17 protein-coding genes are annotated in these 22,660 nt (G+C 42.2%); 7 read left to right on the top strand and 10 right to left on the bottom strand.

What is annotated here, in order from left to right:
- Positions 1–14: 14 nt before the first annotated feature.
- The 6 genes from E0F88_RS09245 (at position 15) to ppk1 (ending at position 11,926) form a co-directional block, all read left to right on the top strand.
- A complete protein-coding gene (locus E0F88_RS09245) occupies positions 15–1,592 on the top strand; it encodes a SusD/RagB family nutrient-binding outer membrane lipoprotein (RefSeq protein WP_131957951.1) in 1,578 nt (525 codons plus the stop codon).
- 292 nt (positions 1,593–1,884) lie between these two features.
- Positions 1,885–2,832, top strand: a complete 948-nt coding sequence (locus E0F88_RS09240; protein ID WP_131957950.1) for a hypothetical protein — start codon at positions 1,885–1,887, stop codon at positions 2,830–2,832.
- A 198-nt stretch (positions 2,833–3,030) separates the two neighbouring features.
- Positions 3,031–3,927: a ThuA domain-containing protein gene (locus E0F88_RS09235; RefSeq protein WP_131957949.1), complete on the top strand. Its 897-nt coding sequence runs from the start codon at positions 3,031–3,033 to the stop codon at positions 3,925–3,927.
- Positions 3,928–4,002: 75 nt separating this feature from the next.
- Positions 4,003–7,173 (top strand): PVC-type heme-binding CxxCH protein, encoded by a 3,171-nt coding sequence (locus tag E0F88_RS09230; RefSeq protein ID WP_131957948.1) that lies wholly within the window; start codon positions 4,003–4,005, stop codon positions 7,171–7,173.
- Positions 7,174–7,475: 302 nt separating this feature from the next.
- Positions 7,476–9,431, top strand: a complete 1,956-nt coding sequence (gene gyrB, locus E0F88_RS09225) for a DNA topoisomerase (ATP-hydrolyzing) subunit B (protein WP_131957947.1) — start codon at positions 7,476–7,478, stop codon at positions 9,429–9,431.
- Between the two features lie 176 nt (positions 9,432–9,607).
- A complete protein-coding gene (gene ppk1, locus E0F88_RS09220) occupies positions 9,608–11,926 on the top strand; it encodes a polyphosphate kinase 1 (protein ID WP_131957946.1) in 2,319 nt (772 codons plus the stop codon).
- 64 nt (positions 11,927–11,990) lie between these two features.
- On the opposite strand, the gene E0F88_RS09215 is transcribed toward ppk1, so the two are convergent.
- The 9 genes from E0F88_RS09215 to E0F88_RS09175 form a co-directional block, all read right to left on the bottom strand.
- Positions 11,991–14,465 carry a bifunctional UDP-N-acetylmuramoyl-tripeptide:D-alanyl-D-alanine ligase/alanine racemase gene (locus tag E0F88_RS09215; protein ID WP_131957945.1) on the bottom strand — a complete coding sequence of 825 codons (2,475 nt, stop codon included), beginning with the start codon at positions 14,463–14,465 and terminating at the stop codon, positions 11,991–11,993.
- 99 nt (positions 14,466–14,564) lie between these two features.
- Positions 14,565–15,119: a hypothetical protein gene (locus E0F88_RS09210; RefSeq protein WP_131957944.1), complete on the bottom strand. Its 555-nt coding sequence runs from the start codon at positions 15,117–15,119 to the stop codon at positions 14,565–14,567.
- On the bottom strand, positions 15,116–15,802 hold the full coding sequence (locus tag E0F88_RS09205) for a hypothetical protein (protein ID WP_131957943.1): 687 nt from the start codon (positions 15,800–15,802) through the stop codon (positions 15,116–15,118). Before E0F88_RS09205 ends, E0F88_RS09210 begins: the two co-directional genes overlap by 4 nt.
- A gap of 9 nt (positions 15,803–15,811) precedes the next feature.
- Positions 15,812–16,192, bottom strand: a complete 381-nt coding sequence (locus E0F88_RS09200; protein WP_131957942.1) for a GntR family transcriptional regulator — start codon at positions 16,190–16,192, stop codon at positions 15,812–15,814.
- Between the two features lie 11 nt (positions 16,193–16,203).
- Complete coding sequence (locus E0F88_RS09195; protein ID WP_131957941.1) at positions 16,204–17,007, bottom strand: hypothetical protein; 804 nt, start codon at positions 17,005–17,007, stop codon at positions 16,204–16,206.
- Between the two features lie 20 nt (positions 17,008–17,027).
- Positions 17,028–17,864, bottom strand: a complete 837-nt coding sequence (locus tag E0F88_RS09190) for an ABC transporter ATP-binding protein (RefSeq protein ID WP_131957940.1) — start codon at positions 17,862–17,864, stop codon at positions 17,028–17,030.
- A 122-nt stretch (positions 17,865–17,986) separates the two neighbouring features.
- Complete coding sequence (locus tag E0F88_RS09185) at positions 17,987–18,589, bottom strand: nucleotidyltransferase family protein (RefSeq protein ID WP_131957939.1); 603 nt, start codon at positions 18,587–18,589, stop codon at positions 17,987–17,989.
- A 1-nt stretch (position 18,590) separates the two neighbouring features.
- The gene (locus E0F88_RS09180) at positions 18,591–19,784 is read right to left on the bottom strand and encodes an XdhC family protein (RefSeq protein ID WP_131957938.1); all 1,194 of its coding nucleotides are present in this window, start codon (positions 19,782–19,784) and stop codon (positions 18,591–18,593) included.
- Positions 19,750–20,931 (bottom strand): cysteine desulfurase family protein, encoded by a 1,182-nt coding sequence (locus E0F88_RS09175; RefSeq protein WP_131957937.1) that lies wholly within the window; start codon positions 20,929–20,931, stop codon positions 19,750–19,752. Before E0F88_RS09175 ends, E0F88_RS09180 begins: the two co-directional genes overlap by 35 nt.
- Before the next feature lie 236 nt (positions 20,932–21,167).
- On the opposite strand from E0F88_RS09175, the gene E0F88_RS09170 reads away from it, so the two are divergent.
- The gene (locus E0F88_RS09170; RefSeq protein WP_131957936.1) at positions 21,168–21,803 is read left to right on the top strand and encodes a peroxiredoxin; all 636 of its coding nucleotides are present in this window, start codon (positions 21,168–21,170) and stop codon (positions 21,801–21,803) included.
- An 81-nt stretch (positions 21,804–21,884) separates the two neighbouring features.
- Here the strand turns inward: E0F88_RS09170 and E0F88_RS09165 are convergent, their stop codons facing one another.
- Positions 21,885–22,601 carry a DUF6962 family protein gene (locus E0F88_RS09165; RefSeq protein WP_131957935.1) on the bottom strand — a complete coding sequence of 239 codons (717 nt, stop codon included), beginning with the start codon at positions 22,599–22,601 and terminating at the stop codon, positions 21,885–21,887.
- Positions 22,602–22,660 lie beyond the last annotated feature (59 nt).

Here is a 22,660-nt window from a genome sequence, read left to right as displayed (position 1 = left end):
TTAAAATCATTAAGATGAAAAAAATAATAATCGCACTGATATCTTTGATTGCGTTCGCGGCGTGTACCGACAATTTTATAGATGCAAACACGAATCCAAATCAAATTTCCAAAGAGCAGCTCCTGGAAGACAATAACCTCGTAGGTTCTCCTTTCTCGATCATGATCTATAATCTTAACGGTGGTCAGATTGAAGAGGATTTATGTTCCGACAACTGGCTGGGATACATGGGTACACCCACTGATTTTGTTGGTAATGTGAATAATACCACATACAGCATAACCTGGAATTCTTTTTGGGGGCGTGAATATGGAAGCGTAATGGCTCCTGCAAAACAAGTGATCCAGGATGCGGCAGAATACAAGTTGCCCTTGTTTATAAGCTGGGCAAAGTTGGTGCGTATTTTGGCTATGTCTAAGTTAACGGCGGTGCATGGGCCGATTATTTATTCCCAATACGGCTCTAGCGCTAACTCGATTCTTTACGATAAAGAGGCCGATTTGTATCCGCTCTTTTTTAAGCAGCTGGATTCCATTCAGACTGATTTTAACGCGAACAAAACGTATACCGGATACAAGAAATTTGACCCTTCAAAATATGCAGGTAGTATTCCGCAATGGCAGAAAGTGGTAAATTCTTTACGTCTTAGACTGGCTATGCGCTTGTCAAAAGTGGATCCGGCTCAGGCAAAAATCCAGGGAGAAAAGGCATTGAGTGATCCTGCCGGATTGATATCTGTCAATACCGACAATTTTACCAATTCTCTGAATGGAGTTATCATGCCGGTTGGTCAGATTTCTTATGAATGGGACGATACAAGAATGGGTGCTCCAATGGAATCTTTTATGATCGGCTTAAACGACGGGCGGATTTCCAAATATTATGCGCCTGTTACCAATGCTGCTTTATATGCGGATCATCCCACCATGCCTTACAAAGGAATAAGGAATGGTGCTTACATTAAGGCAAAAGCCGATCACGTACCTTTTTCCAAAGTGAGCGAGGATTTCAAAACTGTAACAAGCAGAAGAAATTTTACTGCGGCGGAAGTGGCTTTTCTTAAGGCTGAAGCCGGGCTTAGAGGCTGGGTTGGAGCGGGTGATCCAAAAACGAACTACGAAACGGGTGTCAAGCTGTCTTTTGCAGATTGGGGTGCAGGTGGCGTAGATGCTTATCTTGCCGACAAAACGAGTAAGCCAATTAATTATGTGGATCCGATTGACGCGCGTAATAATTTTACTGCCATTTCTACTATTACCGTTGCATGGAACGAGGCCGATCCGCTGGAATTGAAACTGGAAAAGATTATTACACAGAAATACCTGAATAACTTTACCAATACGCTTGAATCCTGGGTGGATTTCAGAAGGACAGGTTACCCGAAAATTCCATCTGCGGCTAAGAACGATAGTAATGCCAACTGGGGGATAATTCCTGCTGGTGAATCGATCAAGAGAATGCCATTTGTAAATGCAGAGAGAACGAGCAATACTGCTGCCGTTGCGGATGCAGTTACCAAAATGGGTACAGGTGCGAAGGACGATATTGCAACCCGCCTATGGTGGGATACAGGCAAAGCTGCAAACTTTTGAGATTAAACCTTTTGATCTTTTGAGAATCGGGGTGGCAATCTAAGCCATCCCGATTTTTTTTCGTAAATTCAGGATGGATAAACAATTTTTCCAAAATACGTTTTAGCTGTTTTTCGGCTGTTGAAAATTAAGTAAAATCAATCGCCTGCCGGTTATATCTCACCTCAATCTTGTTCCGGGCTATTCTTATTAAACGTATATTTGCATTTCACTTGTGCGCGGTTGTTCTCACAATACCAAGTAGCTCGCCTGCAACACACCATTCGAACCTGGCTAGTAGTTACCAATTTAAATGAGAAAATACTTTTCCTTTACCTTTTTGTTGGTTTGTTTTATCTGCAATAATTCTTTTTCACAGGATTTGATCGTAACAAATGTAGGGGATTCTATTTCCTGTAAAATTGTAAAACAGACTGAGACCAGTATTCATTATTCCTATATCAAGTACAATCTCAATACGGTCAGAGAAATAACCAGAGAAAAAATAAAATCAGTCGTTCCGGGATATTTCCTGGCAACAGCTTCTTTAAAAGTCCTGGCCGGCGATCCGGAATTTGAGCCGTTAATAACCGATTCCCTCACAACTGAAAATACTGTTGAAATTCTGATCAAAGCGAGTGATCCGGAAACCTCTCTTGCTCCGGATTCCTTGAACTCAATACAACACCGATGGCAGTTCGGTATCAATGGCGGTTATTCCTACCGGCTTTTTCGCTCAAAAATTGGTGCAACACCCTATGAACTCAGATATACTGACGAGATAAAGTCAGGTTATTCAGTTGGAGCAGAAATGTTTTATTTTCCCTGGAACCAAGTAGGATTTGGTGTTAAATATGATATTTATAAAAGTAAAGCCGAGCGGGATATTCGTACCAGAGATGACATTGCCATTCAGTTTTTCGGCGCGTCCGTTGCTTACCGAATGAACATTGTCGATAACAAAACCATTCTTCAAACTGCATTCTGGGCAGGATATCAGCCCTACAAAAACGCAGCCAGACACATAGGTCAGGATTACAAGTTAGATGCCCAAACCATGGGCTGGGGTGTGAGCCTAGGCGTTGACCGACGCATCAGCAAAAGCATTGCACTGAGTCTGGCAGGTTCCTGCTTTATCAGCAGTGCCTATAAACTACAAAGGGATTATAAGGGGCGAACAGAGACGGTAAACCTGGCGAGAGAAAACTTCGAAGATCTCTCCCGTGCGCAGATTACTTTTGGGATTAAATTTTTGAGATAATTTGGTTCACGGGCTCTATGTTGGCCGTCACATTTTTATTGCCGACTTTTTATAAAAGTAAGGGATAAACATAATTATTTAGTCTTGTGTTTAACATCCTGCTGCAATGAGCGGAAAATTTAATTTCTCATTGGTAGATTAACGGGATAAAAGCTTTCATTTAAATACATTCCTTTAATCCATTCTAAACCCATTTTAATGAACGTATTCTTTCCTGCCGGTAAACATTTCCTGCAAACGTTTACTTTGTGTATCGCAATTTTATGTATCCTGGCAGTTTCAACGCTTTCATTTGCCCAGACGGCAAAGTCGAAAAAGCCGCTTGTTGTATTTGTAACAGGTGATCACGAATATAGCGGAGAAGAGACACTCCCCATCATCGCAGCAGAACTTGAAAGAACTTACGGAATGCGTACGAAAGTTTTAAAGGCAAATCCGGATCACAACTCGGAGAAAAATATCCCCGGACTGGAAATATTGAAGGAGGCTGACCTCGCTGTTTTTTACCTGCGCTGGCGGCAACTTCCAAAAGACCAGCTTGCTTTTATAGAAGATTATCTTAAAACCGGAAAGCCGGTAATGGGTTTCAGGACTACAACGCACGCTTTTAATTTTCCAAAAGGCCATGAAAGCGAGAAATGGAATGCATTTGGAGAGTTTGCACTAAACTCACCTCCGGGCTGGGGCGGAAAAGCGGCTCATACCCATTATGGTCATAAAAGCAGTACAGATGTAACCGTTATTCCGGAGCAGGCGAAAAATCCGATTCTAACAGGTGTTGATCCGTCCTTTCATGTGCGTTCGTGGCTGTATCGCGTACTTCCTGATTATCCTACGAAAGGATCTACCTGGCTACTTATGGGTAAATCGGTTGATCCGGACAAATCTGCAATCGAAAATCCCGTTGCCTGGACAGGTACAAATTCCTTTGGAGGGAAAGTTTTCATGACAACAATGGGGCATCCGGAAGATTTTCGGATTGAGTCATTTCAAAGACTTGTAATTAACGCAATTCATTGGGAGCTAGGTAAAAAAGTGCCAAAATCCTGGAAGGGAAAGCTGGATATTCAGGTTCCTTATCGCGAGGCTAAATAGAAAAGCCCGGACATCAAACCATTATATTCTGACTGTTAATTTCTTTTCAAATCTGATCTATTCACCAAAATCAAAATGACTAAACCCAGAAAAAAAGGTATAACCGGATTGTTGCTAGCAGTCGGATTGGCAGTTATGGCTGTCAGTGCGTTCCAGTTCAGCCAGTCGGAAGTACTAAAAATTGACAAAGGATCCCGCATTGTTTTATTAGGCAATAACCTGGGTTCCAGAATGATGAACTACGGGCACTTTGAAACGGAGATGCAGGTGCGTTATCCCGAGCTGTCGCTCTTTATCCGTAATATGTGTGATGGGGGTGATACGCCCGGATTCAGGCCCCATGCAAGCCGCAACCTTCCCTGGGCATTTCCGGGAGCAGAAAAATTCCAAACGGAACTGGCTACAAATTCAGGAAGTGAAGGTCATTTCGACACCCCGGACCAATGGCTTACACGCCTTAAAGCAGATGTCATTATAGCCTTCTTTGGTTACAACGAATCTTTTCAGGGTAAGACGGGACTTGCTAATTACAAAGCTGAACTGGATGCTTTTGTAAAACACACATTGAGTCAAAACTACAATGGTGCCAATCCACCGCAGCTTGCACTGGTTTCACCAATTGCTTTTGAAGACCTTTCCGCAAAATTTGACCTGCCGAATGGTAAAAAGGAAAATGTAAATATTGCCATGTACGCGCAGGCCATGAAGGAAGTGGCAGCTCAAAATAAGGTACTTTACGTGGACGCGTTTACTCCGTCACAAAGCTGGTATGCAACTACAAAGGAAGATCTGACTATTGATGGTTCGCAGTTGAATGATGCCGGTTATAGGAAGCTTAGTTTACTTTTAACAGATCAAATTTTTGGCAAAGTTTTACCAAAGGTAGAAACAAACAGAAGTTTGGTTCAGGCAGCGGTTGCGGAGAAAAACTTTATGTGGCACAATGATATAAAGGTCCCAAATGGCGTACACGTTTATGGCCGCCGTTATAATCCTTTTGGTCCTGATAATTACCCTGCTGAGATTATCAAAATCAGAGAACTGAATGCAATTCGTGATACAGCAATCTGGCTGGCTGCTTCGAAAGGGGAGAAGATGGACCTTGCGGCCGCCGACAAAAACACCAAACAGTTACCGCCGGTTAAAACAAACTTTAACCCGGAGAAAAACGGCAGTCTGGAATATCTGTACGGAGACGATGCAGTGAAAAAACTTAAAGTGCCGGAAGGGTATAAAATTGAACTTTTTGCATCTGAAGAGCAATTTCCTGATTTGGCAAAACCGATGCAGATGTCGTTTGATAACAAAGGCAGATTGTGGATAGCAACCATGCCAAGTTACCCGCATTACAAACCGGGAGATTCCAAGCCGAACGATAAGATTATTATTCTGGAAGATACCAACGGAGACGGGAAAGCAGACAAACAAACGGTTTTTGCAGATGGCCTGCATCTTCCGGTAGGTTTTGAAATTGCTCCCGAGGGTGTTTATGTATCTCAGGGTACAAACCTTAAATTTTACCAGGATACTAATGGTGATGACAAGGCTGACAAGGTTGAAATTCTGTTAAGCGGTTTTGATGATCATGATACACATCACAACAGCCACGCTTTTACGGTGGATCCTTCAGGAGCTATTTATTCAGGTGAAGGCGTGTTTTTGCATACCAATGTAGAAACTTCGTACGGGCCGGTGCGGGCAACCAATGGCGGATTTTATCGTTACAGTCCACAGCTACACAAGCTGGAAAGGACTGCACAGCTTTCAATTCCAAATCCGTGGGGAATTGCATTCGATGACTGGGGACAGCCGTTTTTTGCGGAAACATCAAGCCCGGACGTACGCTGGATGATGCCGGGAACGGTTCTGCCAAGGTACGGTGAGGCAACGCATAAATCTGTTCAGCTGATCGAGGAAGCGCACCGTGTTCGTCCGACATCTGGTCTTGAATTTGTTTCAAGCCGTCATTTTCCGGATGAATTGCAGGGGGATATGCTGATCAACAATACAATCGGATTCTTAGGTACGAAAGAACATACTTTAAGAGACGACGGAACGGGTTATAAAAGTACCCATCGTATGGATCTGGTTGTGAGTGAAGACCGGAATTTCAGGCCTGTTGATATGGAGTTTGCTCCGGACGGTTCGCTTTATCTGATCGACTGGCATAACATACTGATCGGTCACATGCAGCACAATGCAAGGGATCCATTGCGTGACCACTCACATGGAAGGGTTTATCGAATCACATATCCGTCCAGACCGTTGGTTAAACCGGCAAAGGTGGCAGATGCCAGCATTGAAGAGCTTTTGGATAACCTGAAATTGCCGGAATACCGTACCCGTTACAGAACACGCCGTGAGTTGAGGGGAAGGGATGTAAATCAGGTTTTAACAAAACTGACAAAATGGGTGGCTGGTCTGGATAAAAATGATCCGAGATACGAACATCATGTGTTGGAAGGACTGTGGGTAAGCTGGGGGTTGAATAAAGTGGACCAAAAGCTGCTTAGACAAATGCTTAAAGCCAAAGATTATCATGCACGCGCTGCTGCTGTAAATGTGGCTCGGTACACTGGTCATCAGGTCGCAGATCAGGCTGATTTGCTGATGCAGGCTGCGCGGGATGAAAATGGAAGGGTACGTCTGGAAGCGATTGTTTCCGCAAGCTGGTTGCCAAAAGAAAAAGGTCTGCCGATCCTGGCAGAAGCTAAAAAGAAACCTTTGGACGAATGGATGATCCATGCCTATGACGCCGCGGTTGCGCACATTAGTGGCTTGCCTGTGAAAAAGGAAAAGGAAGTAGTTGCTAAAACCGGTCTGAAAGGTAAAGAACTGGATCTTTTCAATATGGGTAAAACTATCTATGCCAAAGAGGGTTATTGCTCCACCTGTCACCAGCCGGATGGCAAAGGTCTTGTTTCGTCAGGATTTCCTCCTTTGACGGGCAATAAATGGGTAACCGGCAGTGATGACCGTTTGATCAAGGTCGTGCTGAAAGGATTACTTGGGCCAATTGAAGTCGGCGGACAAAAATTCCCGGGCCAGGTTCCAATGACACCTTTCGGAGGTTTATTGAATGACGAAGAAGTGGCGGCGGTGCTTACTTATGTGCGTAACTCATTTGGTAATCAGGGTGTGGCAATTACAGCTGATAAGGTTAAAAAAGTGAGAGCTGCAACAGCAAAAAAAGTTGACTTTTACTCTCCTGACCAGTTGTTGAAAGAACATCCGATGGAAAAATAAATTTCATGATAAATCAGTCAAAAACGGATATCCGGCTCGGGTATCCGTTTTTGTTTTTAACTAAGTAATATTAGGATGACCAGGTTATAAACTGTTACAGATCCTTCAATTGCAATTTTGATCAGATACTCTGTTTTAGGATAATTCCTCTAAATAGTAGCCTAAGTACAACTAAACATTTATTTGATTTTTCCGGGTAGCAATATTGAATTTTGACTAGGTTTTTGGGTAAAAAAGACGTACATTTGCATGTTATAAGGCACCTTAAATGGCTCTTTTTATTGTCGGGTAAAACAAACTATATGTCAAACGAAACAGTGCTTGAAGTAAATTCATATTCAGCCCAAAATATCCAGGTTCTTGAAGGTTTAGAGGCCGTACGTAAGCGTCCGGCGATGTACATCGGTGACACGGGTTTTAAAGGTGTTCACCATTTGATTTGGGAAGTTGTAGATAACTCCATTGATGAGGCGATGGCGGGCTATTGTGACACAATTAACGTTACGATAGAAAAAAATAATTCCATTACAGTGCAGGATAATGGTCGCGGTATTCCAACCGGGATCATGGCAAAAGAAAAAAAATCGGCCCTGGAAGTTGTTCTTACAGTGCTTCATGCCGGTGGTAAATTTGATAAAGACACTTATAAAGTTTCCGGTGGTTTGCACGGAGTAGGGGTATCCTGCGTTAACGCACTTTCAATACATCTTCGTGTAGAAATTCACCGTGAAGGAAAGATATTTGAACAGGAGTACAGTGAAGGTAAACCGTTGTATCCTGTACGTGTAATCGGTGAATCTGAGAAAACCGGAACATTCATTCACTTCCTGCCTGATAATACGATTTTCACGGTTACAGAATACAAATATGAAACCGTTGCTACAAGGTTAAGAGAATTGTCTTTTTTGAATAAAGGCATTCGGATTACACTTGAAGACAAGAGAGAAGAAAATGAGGACGGCACTTTCCGCAGCGAAGAGTTTCACTCGGAAATTGGTCTTAATGAATTCGTCCTTTATCTTGAAGGAACCCGTACAGCATTGATTCCGGAGCCGATTTACATGGAAAATACCAAAGGGTCGGTGCCTGTGGAAATCGCGATGATGTACAACACTTCCTATGGTGAGAATGTATTTTCTTATGTAAATAACATCAATACAGTTGAAGGCGGTACACACGTTTCCGGTTTCAGAGCTGCTCTTACGAGGACGCTGAAAGGATACGCGGAAAAATCCGGTGTATTAGCAAAGGAAAAAATTGAGATCAGCGGAGATGACTTCCGTGAAGGTCTAACGGCTGTAATTTCGGTTAAAGTTGCAGAACCTCAGTTTGAAGGTCAGACGAAAACCAAACTTGGTAACTCCGAGGTAGTGAGTGTGGTAAGTCAGGTTGTGGCAGAAATGCTTGAAAATTATCTTGCAGAGCATCCAAAGGAAGCAAGGACGATCATTGACAAAGTAATTCTTGCTGCAAAAGCACGTATCGCTGCAAAAAAAGCACGCGAAATGGTGCAGCGCAAGAACGTGATGAGCGGAACTGGTCTACCCGGTAAGCTGTCAGATTGTTCAGAAACAGATCCATCTGTTTGTGAGCTGTATCTTGTCGAAGGGGACTCTGCGGGTGGAACAGCTAAGCAAGGCCGTAACCGCGCGTTTCAGGCAATTCTTCCATTACGAGGTAAAATCCTGAATGTTGAAAAAGCACAGGAATACCGGATCTATGAAAACGAGGAGATCAAGAACATGTTCACTGCCATGGGTGTTCAGATCGGAAAAGAAGGTGACGAACGTGCTTTGAATATTGACAGGCTGCGTTATCACAAAATCGTAATCATGACGGATGCGGATATCGATGGAAGTCACATCAGGACTTTGATCCTTACGTTCTTCTTCCGTTATATGAAAGTTCTGATCGATCACGGGTATATTTATATTGCTCAGCCGCCTCTTTACCTTGTTAAAAAAGGAAAAGAAGAACGCTATTGCTGGACCGAAGCGCAGCGTGAAATTGCTGTGAAAGAAGTGGGTAACGGAAGAGAGGACACGGTGAACGTACAACGTTACAAAGGTCTTGGAGAAATGAACGCTGAGCAGCTGTGGGAAACAACAATGAACCCGGATAAAAGAAGTCTTAAACAGGTTTCTATCGAGTCGGCAGCAGAAGCGGATCATTTGTTCTCGATGCTGATGGGTGATGAAGTAGGCCCAAGAAGAGATTTTATTGAAAAGAATGCAAAATATGCACGTGTTGACGTGTAGAGGTTAGCTTCCGGCATAAGAATTGAAACGGATGACTGATCAGATACAGTCATCCGTTTCTTTTTTTGCTGAAAACTTAACAGAATGTTCATGTGCGCGAAAACATAAGGTTCGTACATTCGTTAAATTGTAAGTTACCATACACTATAAAAAGTTTTATTTAGATTTTTACGATTATGCCTGGCCCAACCGATTCCATATACAGCAACGAAAAAAAGGGTAGATTGACTAACATATTTTCCTTTTTTAAAAACCCCAAAGAACCTGTACCTATGGAGGATTCAAAATTGATCAGTTCTGCGGAAAAAGCGAATACCCTTGTCCAGCAAAGTGACTTTATCAGTCGTGACCTTAGCTGGTTGAAATTCAATGACAGGGTGCTGGATCAGGCCATGGATGAGGAGCGGAATCTTTTTGACAGGCTTAAGTTTCTTGCTATTACGGCTTCAAATCTGGATGAATTTTTTACGATCCGGATTGGCAGTTTATATAATTATCTCGATTTCGGTAAAGAACGTCTGGATTATTCGGGACTAAGAGAGATTCCTTTCAGAAAGCTTCTGATGAAGGAACTGCATGATTCGGTTCGCAAACAAAATGAGTGTTATACAAACCATTTACTTCCTTTATTTGCCCGCCACGGTTTCAGGATTATAAAACTGGATGAAATCAATGAAAAGGAAAAAGAAGATGTAGCGGAATATTTCGAACGTACGGTGTATCCAATGCTGACACCCATGCTTTTCGATTATACTCATGCTTTTCCGGTTTTACTTGCAAAGGTTTTGATTTTGGGAGTGATTACGCAGGTAAAAGGCACAACTTCGGAAGAAGATCGTAAACTTTCTTTTGTTCAGCTCCCTCTTAATCTTCCAAGATTTTATGCCATCGAACGCGAAGAGGAGTTGTTGCTTTTGCCAATTGAAGTAATCGTTCGGGAATACATTCACAAGCTTTACCGCAATGTAGATATCGTTTCAACAAACCTTTTCAGAATTATCCGTAATGGTGATTTTTCTCTGGAAGAAAGTGACGATGTTGAATCTGACTTTATCGACGAAATAAAACAAAAGATAAAAAGCCGCCGTTTAGGCAGGGTTGTACAGGTTTCTATCGAGCCCGATGCTAATCCTGATCTTCTAAACCTGATAAAAAAGCGCTGGGAGATTGATGATTATAATGTTTTTTTGATAGATGGAATAATTGATTATACCTCATTATGGTCTATCATTAAACATCCGGAATTTAAAGATCAGATACCTCCTGTCCATGCTTCTGTTCCTCCTTTGGGATTGGAAAGGGAACGTATTCCGGATATTTTTGAGGTGATGAAGGAGCGTGATATTTTGCTTCATCATCCTTATAATAATTTTGAACCGGTACTTCAGTTATTGGAACAGGCTGCGGAAGATCCGAAGGTACTTTCCATAAAATTGACGATTTATCGTCTTGCAAAAAATTCACGTGTAACTGAGGCCTTGCTTCATGCTGCTGAAAACGGGAAACACGTTGCTGTTTTGTTTGAGGTAAAAGCCAGGTTTGATGAAGAGAATAACATAAAGGAAGCGCAGCGCTTACAGAAAGCCGGATGTTTTGTAATTTATGGTATTGGTTTGCTGAAAACCCATACTAAATTGTTGCTGATCGTTAGGAATGAGGGTAACAGGGTTTTACGGTATGCCCATTTGTCGAGTGGTAATTATAACGAAGATACTTCCCGGCTTTACACGGATACCGGATTGTTGACTTCAAATGAAGAATATACCCACGATATTTCTGAGTTTTTTAACGTAATCACTGGCCACTCAATACCGTCAGAATATCAGAATCTGATCACAGCTCCGAGATACATGCGGGCAAAACTGATTGAGCTGATTCAGCAGGAAGCGACAAATGCGCAAGCTGGTTTACCGAGTGGAATTTGTATAAAAATCAATTCCCTTGAAGACAAAGATATTATTCTTGAGCTTTACCAGGCTTCACAGGCAGGTGTTCCGATACAGCTGATCGTTCGCGGTATGTGTTGTTTGCGTCCGGGTAGAAAAGGACTGAGTGAAAATATTACAGTGCGATCGCTGGTTGGTGATTTTCTGGAACACTCACGGTTATTTTATTTCCATCAAAAGGGCGAACCGCTGGTCTACGGCGGAAGTGCTGATGCGATGGTCCGCAGTTTTGACAAAAGGATCGAGTCTCTCTTCAAACTGGTAGATCCCCGCGTACGTCAGCAGGCGATTCATATTTTGTATTTTAGTTTGCAGGATAATGTGAATGCCTATGAAATGCAGGAGGACGGCACTTATGTGAAGTGTGAAGTAGAAGAAGGCGAAGAAGCCCTGAACATTCACAAAGCATTCTACGATGTCAAACTGGAAGATGTGATGAAAGTTAAGTTATTTGTAGACGAACCGGTGAAAACTGAGGAACTTGCTGAGGCAGACGAGACTCCTGTTTCGGAAGGTATAACCGTTGTAGAAGCAGAAAAAAATAATTAATAAAAAGTAATTAAAAAAGCCCGTTTCTAAATCAGGAAGCGGGCTTTTCTATTTTAGTCTGAAATTATTCTTTGTAAAAAACACGTTTAACACGTTCGCCGATTCCCGTAAGTACTTCGTATGGTATGGTGCCAATACTCTTTGCCAGATCTGTAATAGGTACTTCCTTTCCAAAAACGATAACTTCATCGCCTTCTTCCACTTCTGCGTCTGTAACGTCGATCATCGTCATGTCCATACAAATATTACCGATCGTAGGACACAATTTTCCATTGACAGAAATTTTGCCAACGCCGTTTCCTAAACCTCTGTCGTAACCGTCAGCATAACCGATTGCCAGCGTAGCAATGGCAGAATCGTGTGTAATCTGGCCTTTTCTGCTGTATCCCACCGTTTCTCCGGCAGATAAATATTTGATCTGAGATACAATGGTTTTTAATGTTCCAACGGATTGCAAAGAATCCTGTTCCCGGTTTGTAGCTTCGACGCCATACATACCAATGCCCAGGCGAACCATATCCAGCCTGTATTCCGGAAAACGAACTATTCCTGCCGAATTGAGAATATGCTTGATTACGGGATAACCTATTGCCTGCTCAATCTGTGAAACACCTTCAATAAAACGCCGGTATTGTTCTTTTGAAAATGCGTTGTGCTCACCCTCATCGGCTCCAACCAAATGTGAAAAAACACTTGAAATACGTACGCCCGGATTCTGCGTTAATTGGTCAAGAAGCCATTCGTAATCGCTTTCCACAAAGCCCAATCGGTGCATGCCGGTATCCAGTTTCAGGTGTACCGGTGGTGTTGCAGAGGGCTCATCCCGTCTGTTTACATAATCGATCCACTCGGTTAAAATGGATCTGCTGTAAATTTCAGGTTCGAGTTTGTATTGCCACAATAAATCAAAAGTGGGCGGCGTAGCATTCATTACCATCACTGGCAGTGTAATTCCCGATTGTCTTAAAGCTACTCCTTCGTCTGTGTATGCTACCCCCAGATAGTCGACCCGGTGGTACTGCAGCAATGCAGCCACCTCCGAACTTCCGCTTCCGTAGGCAAAGGCTTTCACCATCGCCATGATTTTTGTTCCCTGTCCGGCTTTGGATTTATAGAAATTGAGATTGTGCGTAAGCGCGTCCAGGTTGATTTCCAGTACAGTTCCGTGAACTTTCTGTTGTAAACGGTGCACGATTTTTTCAAAAGAAAACGGACGGGCTCCTTTGATTAAAACCAGGCTGTCGTGAAGCGATGTGTAAGGAAATTCCCGTAAAAAGGATTCCGTATTTTTATAAAATTCCTGTTTTTCAATAAAAAAGCTTTCCGATTGGCTGGTTATTTCCGGACCGATACCAATAAGTCTGTCGACCGACTTTTCCCTTAGTAATTTGGCAATGGTATGGTACAGTTCCGCAGGAGCCTGTCCGGTTTGTAAAACATCAGAAAGAATTACAGTTTTTAATTTTCGCTGTTCCTGCTGGCCTAAAAAATTCATGGCCATCGAAAGCCCCTGAACGTCATTGTTATAAGTGTCGTCAATAATATAACAGTGATTAATTCCTTCCTTTAATTCAAGACGCATCGAAACCGGCCGTAACAGCTCAATTCTGTGCTGAATCTGGGTTTCATTCAAGCCAAAATCGAGCAGGAAAACGATACAGTGAACAAGGTTTTCCAGAGATGCTTCATCGCGGAAGGAGGTTTCAAAACGGCTGTTTCCCAGCAATCCGGTTAGGGTTACAACAGTAGTGGTTCTTTTAAAAGTGTACGAAATTTCGACATCTGCCGCAGAATTGCTGTTTCCCCAGCTTATCGTTTTCAGGAAAGGGTTAACGGGCCGGAGGATCAGACTGATTTCCTCATCGATTTCTGTGTAATCTTTCCGGTAAATCAGTTTTTGTACCTTGGTGAAAAGCCGAAGTTTTTCAGTGATTTTTTGTTTCCGGCTTCGGAATCCATTGTCATGCGCAGAGCCGATATTGGTGAAAATACCGGTTGTTGGCTGGATAACCTGCTGAAGATATTCCATCTCATGCGCCTGCGAAATGCCAGCCTCAAAAATCCCGATCGTGTGTTCTTTGCTGATATTCCAGACAGATAACGGCACTCCGATCTGAGAATTATAACTTTTCGGACTGGCTACAACGCGCTGACCTGGTGCAATTAGTTGTGCAAGCCATTCTTTTACAATGGTTTTTCCGTTGCTGCCCACAATGCCAATTACAGGAATCGAAAATTTATTACGGTGCGTCATAACCGTTTTCTGAAGTGCCTTTATACTCGACGGAACAACCCAGATGCGTGTTTTATCCCATTTTGATAAGTCTTCTCTTAATGTATCTGTGAAAGAAATTGCTTCGATCACAAATTCGCGAACACCTTTTTGATAAAGTTCGGTTAGGAACTGGTGTCCATCGTGACGCTGTCCCTTTATCGCAAAAAAGATACTTTGTTCAGGAAAAGAGAGCTGACGGCTGTCTGTCAGCAGATAAGCGGCCTGTGTCTCAACTGGCCCGGTTGTATTTTCAATGATACTCATTCCAATCATTTTATCAGGCCACAAAGGTATCAATCCTTCGGGTTCGGGATGATAAATATTGGAGAATTTAAAAGACGGGTTTTAAATATTTATTATCGCTCAGCGGAGGTAATTCAGAAGTGCATTGGGTATCGCACCAAGGATTTCAATTCCAATTGCGGCCACGGGAAGAAGCGCATACGCCCAAACCGGAAATTTGATAACTGGTTGCGTTTCAGTAGTTAGAAGGATTGCAGGTACTACTTTTTCTTTCTGTTGATATAAAATCGCGGCAGTCAGAATAAGGTACCAGGACAGCCTGAATGTAAAAGCAGCAGACATTCCCCCCATAAAGGTCAGATCCCAGACGAGTATATTTAGCCAGATAGGTATTGACATGAATGCGCCGATGATTGCGGTTCTGTTAAAGGTTAGCAGCAAAGCACAGATAATTTGAGAAACTCCAATAAAACCTTTGAAAGGTTGATGATCTGCCAGATACCAGGAAAGTTTGAACAAATCAACATCTTTCAATGCCATATTCATCGTTTTGTCGTCCACACCAAACTGGCCGTCGGTGAGCTTCGCCCAGCCGTAGCTGTATAACATCCAGGCTAAAAGCGCACGGGCAGCCAGCAGGAAGTAATTGAGATAAGGGGATTTGGCTGGATTCATTTTGGTAAGCGGAAAGAATTTTTATCAGTTGGTTTCTCAAAAACGATCATCATAGAGTCGCCGGAAGATCTTGTAATTACTTCTCCGTTGATCGTCAGATTAGTTGCACCGACCATTGTCAGCCTTGCACTCTTAATCATCTCCCGATCCTCAATTCTAACATAAACTTTTGAACTTGCTTTAATCGATAAATTATCAAAACGATTTTTAGTTAGAAACATTCCGGCATCAGTCAGACTTATATTAAAAACTCCGCCTGGCCAGTCGGAAACTTTAATTGAAGAGCCAATTGACGTTATACCGGATAGTGCAGGCGCTGTCACGTAAAATGCCGGAGAGTCATTAAAGAAGTTATCGTAAAGATTATTCGGGACTTTCGCGGCATTTTCAACAACAAGCGTATCGCCTTCTATTTTCCATAAGCTAGAGATTTCCTTTTGGAAAAATTGTTGTTGTCTAAACATGATCCCATAGCTTGCATCCGACTTTATCTGAACGTAGCCCAAAGGAAATCCCCGGAGTTTTAAATATCTGAAGGGCTTTAAATTGTGCCTGTTGTATCCTAAAAATGGATCATTTTTGTCAATCTTATCATACTGCGCCTTCAGTGTAAAAACTGAACCGACTACGGCTAAAAAGACAAAAGTAAATAAGCCAATGAGAAGTTTGTTGCTCGTTTTCATAGCTTTTGATTAATTGGTTGAAGGGGTTACACCCGAAAGAAACTGTTCATATCGGGACTGAAATTCTGAAATATCGATTTTGAGCAGGTAAAGCGTCTTAAAAACTTCCGGAAGTTCGTTCTCAAGAAAACGTTCTTTGCGGTAAATGAGAATAAGACCCACTGCATTTTCCGCTGAGAAATAACCAATGCCGCGTTTGTTAAAAATAATATCCTTGCTTTGCAAAAATTCGTAGGTTCGCATCACCGTATTGGGATTTACTTCCAGCTCTCCCGCCAAATCCCTGACTGACGAAATACGTCCCCCCGGAGGCCATTTGCCCAATAGTATCTGTTCACATATAAAATCAGCTATCTGAAGATATATTGACTGTTTGTCTTTAAATTCCATAATAACTGTGATTAAAATTCTTTTTCTTTAAGACGCAGGAAGCTGATATACCAAAGACCAAGCATAACAAGTACCGGGAGTGCGTAAATCATATATTGCACCATCTCGGGGAAGTACACGATATATCTGGCACGTAAAAGCTTTATCGGGGGAACCTTAGTTATTGCTGCACTGACTTGCCACGGTACAAAAGGTACACTATTCACACTTGCATCGACCAGGCGGCTAGTTAGCCAGGAGCTTAAAACAATTGTAAGAACGAAGGTTAAAAACAGAATTCCGGCCGTTTTTAAATAGGAGAATTTGGAAAAATAGATTGAGCCAAGAAAAAAAGCGCCCTGGCTGATGATGTAGATACATGCAAAATACCACAACATAGGCTTTGGAATATATTGATATTTATTTCCATTTTCTGGCAGTCTGCTGTTTCCTAAATCAATGGTGAAATAGTGGAGGGCAAGAAACATTCCCAGTAACAGAACTGAGAAGCACAGGTAAACGACAAGTGCAGTCAGAAATTTTTCAAGTATTGAACCCGGAACCAGCGTAGCTGCAATTCCTGTTGATGGCGATGTATATTGGGAAAACATCGAACTCGTAAATACACTTCCACCTAATAGAACAACAAGGGGCAGCGCCATAAAGTGAAGGACAGCACCGTAGGGAAGGAATTCATCCGATAGTGCGGTTGGGACGAGAAGAATAAACAAAAGGCCGATAAATAATCCGCTGGTAAGCATGTAATTTCTCCCTTTTTCTACAAAGTTAAGTTTGAGTAAAATTGTAAATCGCTGTAAATCAAATGTCTGATTCATAATATCTATAGGATTTATATTTATGAATTAAAAATTTCTTTAATCCTTACCGGATTCTTTATTGCTGCATTGAACAGATATTCCAGATCAACCCGGCTATCTAGCTGCTCCGTATTTTCCGTAACTGCTTTAAAACCGCGAAGGGAAGGTTCAGAATAAAGCGCGCGTAAATTGTCTTCATCGTTTACGAGTGTTCCAAAATAAAGTTTTTCTGAAACAGTGTCCATACTATGCTGAACAAGGATTTCGCTGTTTTCCAAAATGATGATATGATCAATCAGGCTGTCGAGATCACGGACCTGATGGGTTGAAATCAGGATAATGCGGTCGGGGTCAAGCACGGAAGAGACAATTTTACGAAACTGACTTTTGGAAGGAATATCCAGTCCGTTTGTTGGTTCATCCATGATCAGCACCCGGGTATTTGCAGCTAGCGCAAAAGAGATTAGCACCTTCTTTTTTTGTCCGTAAGACATATCGGTCAGTTTGTTATCCTTAGGAATTTCAAATTCTCTGATAAACTGTTGGAACTGTTCCGTATCGAATTTTGGATAGAAGGGAGATAACACTGAAAGATATTTGCTGATATTAAAAGGCGGCAAATAAATTTCTTCCGGTATAAAAAACACATCCTGCAAAAATCCCGGCTGACGCTTTTTAGGTTCGTAGCCGTTCACCTCGATCTTGCCTTCCAGAGGATATAGAAGTCCCGCCATGTTTCGCAGCAAACTGGATTTTCCCGCTCCATTTTTGCCCAGCAAACCATAAATATGGCCAGGTGCAAGTGTCATGGATAAATTTTCAAACAGCTTTTTATGCTTACTATATCCAAAAGTCAGCTTATCGAGGTGGATCATAGTTGAATGATTTAGTGTTCTAGTATAATAGTACACTGTAAATGTAAATGATTATTTTAATTTATCAGGCAAGAGTTGGAAAAAAAATTAGGAGAGAGAAAGGGAGTAAAGGGAATAATGAATTAGAACTTGCTATTCAAAAGATTTTGATAATCCCCTTTTGTGTCGATGTCGATGCGGCCAAGCTGGAAGGATACTTCTGCAACGTCTTCTTTAAACCGTTTCAAAAGTTTTTTCGCTCCTTCGCTGCCTTTCAGATTCAAAAGATGTTCAAAATACTGACTTTGAAATAAAACGGGAGTTCCCAGTGTATTTTCATAAGCACTTGCTACGATTCCTTTTGAAGTTTGTTTCGCCGTTTCGATCAGGTCTCTGAATAAAGCTGATGTTACAAATGGCTGATCACTTACCGTGATAACAATTCCTCTGATCGACGGGTTTGTTTTCAGTAAAGCACTTATACCTGTGGAAATTGAGGATGCCATTCCTTCCTGCCAGTGGTGATTGTATTCCAGTTGAATTGGTAAAAACTTAACCTCGCTGCCAATTAGTTCGTAATTGGAACCGGTAACAATAATAACAGGCGAGCCAATTGCCGCTATTGCTTCTTCCGCAACATGGCAGATCAGACTTTTGTCTTTAAAGTGCAGCAATTGTTTTGGTTCTCCAAGCCGTGAAGAATTGCCCGCGGCCAGTATTATGATTCCGTATGATTCTTCTGGCATGTTAATTACTGACTGCGCAGGTAAAGTCTTCTGAATTTTCTTTTATATAGTCGACCCGTTGGTGGGAACGGTTATGAATGGGTTCCGATTTTTCCCGGAGAGGCATTCCTTTTTTGCCAGCCATCACTGACTTTATTTCTGCCAAAACAGAGAGTGCAATTTCCTCGGAAGTTTCCGCGCCAATGTCCAGTCCTGTCGGTCCGAATATCTTTGTTTTTTGTTTTTCCGAAACCGCCATTCCCTGTAAAAGCAAATCTCCGAACATGCGTTCAAGTTTCTTTTTTGGCCCCAGGGTACCGATGTACACACACTCGCCCAGTTGTATTAAGTGTTTCAAAAGTGCGAGATCGTAATTGTAGTTGTGCGTCATCAATACGAAAAATGTCTGCGCGTCCGGTTGAATAAAAGATAAAACTTCATCTGCTTTCGCAACTAAAACCTGGTTGGCTTTCGGGAAACGCTGTTTGGTTGCATGACCTGCCCGGCCATCGACGACAATAATGTTCCAACCCAGCATGTGCGCCATTTCCATCAATGGAATGGTATCATTTCCGGCACCGGCGATCACCAAAGACGGAGGAGTTTTCAGATACTCAATAAAGCCTGTCAGCTTTTGATCCGGGATATTGAATGATTTAAAAAAAGAATCCTGGATATTTTTTGCCTGCGCGGCTTCTGCCAGCAGCATTTCAGGGGAAAGTTCATTTGAAGCATTGGCAACCGAAGTATGGTCATCCTCCAGATGTAAAAAACAGGTTCCGGGCTGGCTTCCGGTTCTTGAATTCAATGTAAAAAGCGTGACCAAAACGGCGTTTTGTCTTTTTTCTAAAACCCTTTTTAGTAAAACGATCGGATTATCAGACTGTTCTGTATCAATGGGTTCAAAAAGAATATGCACGATTCCGTTGCAACCAAGCTGAACGCCCAGAGTGATATCGTTATCGTCTGTTGTATCGTAGGTAACCAGTTTGTTTTTTTGCTGCGAAATGGCAAGCAGCGCTTTTCTTAAAGCATCACCCTCCAAACAACCTCCGCTGATGGCGCCCGTAAGTTGCCCGTCATCCGTTACGAGCATACGTGCACCAGGCCGCCTGTACGACGACCCTTCCACATGAACGACCGTTGCCAATGCCATTCGTTTTCCGGCGATCAGCGCCAGTTCATAAGCTTTGATGATGTCCGTAATTTCTTTCACTGAAATGATTTTCTATGATTTCAGATAATACCTGAACTGCTCTGTCAACTTCTTCTTCGGTAGTGAACCTTCCCAGACTAAACCTAAAGGAATTATTTATCGTTTCACCGGGAATTCCCATGGCTTTTAAAACATGACTGGGTTCCATGGTTGCGGATGTACATGCCGAACTTCTGGAAAAGGCAATACGGTTTCCTGCTTCAAGAATCAATCTGTCTCCGTCCAGATCACGGAAAGTCACGTTTGTGCAATGCGGCAAACGGGGAACTGCAGTTCCATTGATTACACTATCATTAATCTGATACAGAGCATGTTCAAAACGGTTCCGGAGCACTTTCAGTATCTGCAGTTCAAATTCCATCTGTTCATGACATAAAGCGCAGGCTTTTCCAAAACCCACGATTCCCGGAACGTTCAATGTACCGCTTCGCATATTCCGCTCATGTCCGCCGCCATCAATTTGCGCTGTAACAGATGTGGCAATATTCTTCTTGACAAACAATGCACCAACCCCTTTTGGTCCGTACAACTTATGTGCACTGAAACACATGAGATCAATTCCGTCTGTGGACAGATCGACGGGGATCTTTCCCACTGCCTGTGTAGCATCTGAGAAAAACAACACACCGTGTTTTTTTGCGATTTTACCAATTTTCTTTACAGGTTGAATGACACCCGTTTCGTTATTGGCATACATGACGGAAATTAAAATGGTTTGCTCCGTGATTGCATTTTCAAGTTCATGCAGATTAATTAACCCGTTGCTGTCAACTGATAAGTAGGTGATTTGCGCACCCAATTTTTCAAGGTGTTGGCAGGTATCAAGAACCGCCTTATGTTCAGTTTGTACCGTAATAATGTGATTCCCCTTTGAAGCAGCACCTTCAAAAATTCCTTTCAAAGCCAGGTTAATTGCCTCGGTTGCTCCGGAAGTAAAAACGATTTCTTTAGGACTGGCGCCAATCAGTTCAGCAACATTTTCCCTTGCAATCTCAACCGCTTCCTCTGCTTCCCAACCAAAGGCGTGCGTACGACTGGCTGCATTTCCAAATTTTTCAATAAAGTAGGGCAACATTTCTGCGAGCACCCGCGGATCCATGGGTGTTGTGGCATTATTGTCAAGGTAAATGGGATTACTTGGGATCATGATTAAATATAAACCAAAAAATCATGCAAATACAAATTCCTTGCCGTATTTCGGGTTGGGTTAACGAGGACCTAAAATTATCTATAAGCATTTGGTTTGTTGACTTACTTATGGCATCACGTGTAGGCTCGTATATAATTGCATAAATTACGGTTTAAGTGAAACTAATTATTTAAATTTGTGTTAAACTCTACAAGTTTTATAGATTAAATGTTTCATTTAAAATTTCATAAATTATGTCACTTCGATTAGGAGATATCGCCCCGGATTTCGAGGCAAATACAACACAGGGCCCGATCAAATTTCATGAATGGTTAGGCGATAGCTGGGGACTTTTGTTTTCTCACCCTGCTGATTTTACACCTGTTTGTACAACCGAACTAGGCAAAACTGCTCTTTTGCAAGGTGAATTTCAGAAACGTAATGTCAAAGTTCTGGCTGTGAGCGTGGACGACATCGATTCGCATAACCGCTGGATTCCGGATATTAATGAGGTAAATAATACCGAAGTAAATTTTCCGATCATTGCAGACGAAGGCAGGAAGGTAGCCGAATTGTATGACATGATCCACCCGAATGCAAGCGAAAAAGCAACCGTGCGTTCTGTGTTTATTATCGGGCCGGATAAAAAAGTGAAATTGACGTTAACATATCCTGCATCAACAGGCCGTAATTTTACTGAAATTTTACGTGTTGTTGATTCACTTCAATTGACTGCAAATTACTCCGTAGCAACTCCGGCTGATTGGAAGGATGGCGAGGACGTGATTGTCATTCCCGCGGTAAGCACAGCTGATGCGGAAAAGAAATTTCTAAAGGGGCTGAACATCGTAAAGCCATACCTGCGCTATACGCCTCAGCCAAACAAATAATAATGTCTCAGGTATATAGAAAATGTCCTTCGTGCTGAATTGTGCGAAGGACATTTTTTATGTAGTCGGTATAAAAATATCTTAAACCTGATTGTCTTTCACGGGTAGATCATCACCATAATACCTCATATTTCTGGCTCCAAGGTAATAGTAGTAGATTGAGAGTGCCATTGGAATGTGGGCGATGTCATTGTAATTGAACCAGGGGCCGAAGCTAAACTTCAGAGCATGGAAACCAGCCGATACCGCCCCCAGAAATGTCGCTATGAAAATATAACGGCTGCCCGGATCATTCTTTTTCCGATACACGTAAATTTCAATAAGACATAACATTAGAAAAAGTCCATAAAAGGCATGAACTTCTACGACAACAAAGTTCAGGGTTACAATGGCCAAAACAAAGAATATCGAAAGTTCAACGTAATTAAGCCGGCCTAGAAATTTGCCTATTCGCTTCGGCAGAAGTGGTTTTACATGCCATATCGCAGCTCGCTCGAAAAGTGCTACGGCGATCATACTTGAAAACCAACCGGGAATTTTTCCTGGCTGACCGGTAAGATATAAAAACCCATGTCCCAGTATTCCGCCAATTGCAGTTGCCAAACCCATAAAGAGAAAGAAGTATTGGGTTTGCCTGTACATGTTGTGGGTTCTGCCAAGTTTATTGAGCTGCACAAATCCATAAATACATACGGCAGTCATCATCAGACTGGATAAAACAGAAGAAGGTTCCAGAATGGTGATACCGAATAGTTGGATTTGGTGCACCTTACTGAAATCAATGGCAATATCATTCATGAAAAATTGGAAATTTTAGGAATAAGTGGTTGGACAGAAGAATTTGTTCAAAGTAAACA

The organism is Dyadobacter psychrotolerans (assembly GCF_004349265.1).
Classification (GTDB): domain Bacteria; phylum Bacteroidota; class Bacteroidia; order Cytophagales; family Spirosomataceae; genus Dyadobacter; species Dyadobacter psychrotolerans.
Note: the sequence above shows the minus strand (reverse complement) of the source record. Positions and strands in the feature narration are given on the sequence as shown.

What these genes read in the sequence shown, in the direction of transcription:
- E0F88_RS09245 (WP_131957951.1), top strand. Translation starts at nt 15, where the DNA reads ATGAAAAAAATAATAATCGCACTGATATCTTTGATTGCGTTCGCGGCG.
- E0F88_RS09240 (WP_131957950.1), top strand. Translation starts at nt 1,885, where the DNA reads ATGAGAAAATACTTTTCCTTTACCTTTTTGTTGGTTTGTTTTATCTGC.
- E0F88_RS09235 (WP_131957949.1), top strand. Translation starts at nt 3,031, where the DNA reads ATGAACGTATTCTTTCCTGCCGGTAAACATTTCCTGCAAACGTTTACT.
- E0F88_RS09230 (WP_131957948.1), top strand. Translation starts at nt 4,003, where the DNA reads ATGACTAAACCCAGAAAAAAAGGTATAACCGGATTGTTGCTAGCAGTC.
- gyrB (WP_131957947.1), top strand. Translation starts at nt 7,476, where the DNA reads ATGTCAAACGAAACAGTGCTTGAAGTAAATTCATATTCAGCCCAAAAT.
- ppk1 (WP_131957946.1), top strand. Translation starts at nt 9,608, where the DNA reads ATGCCTGGCCCAACCGATTCCATATACAGCAACGAAAAAAAGGGTAGA.
- E0F88_RS09215 (WP_131957945.1), bottom strand. Translation starts at nt 14,465, where the DNA reads ATGAGTATCATTGAAAATACAACCGGGCCAGTTGAGACACAGGCCGCT.
- E0F88_RS09210 (WP_131957944.1), bottom strand. Translation starts at nt 15,119, where the DNA reads ATGAATCCAGCCAAATCCCCTTATCTCAATTACTTCCTGCTGGCTGCC.
- E0F88_RS09205 (WP_131957943.1), bottom strand. Translation starts at nt 15,802, where the DNA reads ATGAAAACGAGCAACAAACTTCTCATTGGCTTATTTACTTTTGTCTTT.
- E0F88_RS09200 (WP_131957942.1), bottom strand. Translation starts at nt 16,192, where the DNA reads ATGGAATTTAAAGACAAACAGTCAATATATCTTCAGATAGCTGATTTT.
- E0F88_RS09195 (WP_131957941.1), bottom strand. Translation starts at nt 17,007, where the DNA reads ATGAATCAGACATTTGATTTACAGCGATTTACAATTTTACTCAAACTT.
- E0F88_RS09190 (WP_131957940.1), bottom strand. Translation starts at nt 17,864, where the DNA reads ATGATCCACCTCGATAAGCTGACTTTTGGATATAGTAAGCATAAAAAG.
- E0F88_RS09185 (WP_131957939.1), bottom strand. Translation starts at nt 18,589, where the DNA reads ATGCCAGAAGAATCATACGGAATCATAATACTGGCCGCGGGCAATTCT.
- E0F88_RS09175 (WP_131957937.1), bottom strand. Translation starts at nt 20,931, where the DNA reads ATGATCCCAAGTAATCCCATTTACCTTGACAATAATGCCACAACACCC.
- E0F88_RS09170 (WP_131957936.1), top strand. Translation starts at nt 21,168, where the DNA reads ATGTCACTTCGATTAGGAGATATCGCCCCGGATTTCGAGGCAAATACA.
- E0F88_RS09165 (WP_131957935.1), bottom strand. Translation starts at nt 22,601, where the DNA reads ATGAATGATATTGCCATTGATTTCAGTAAGGTGCACCAAATCCAACTA.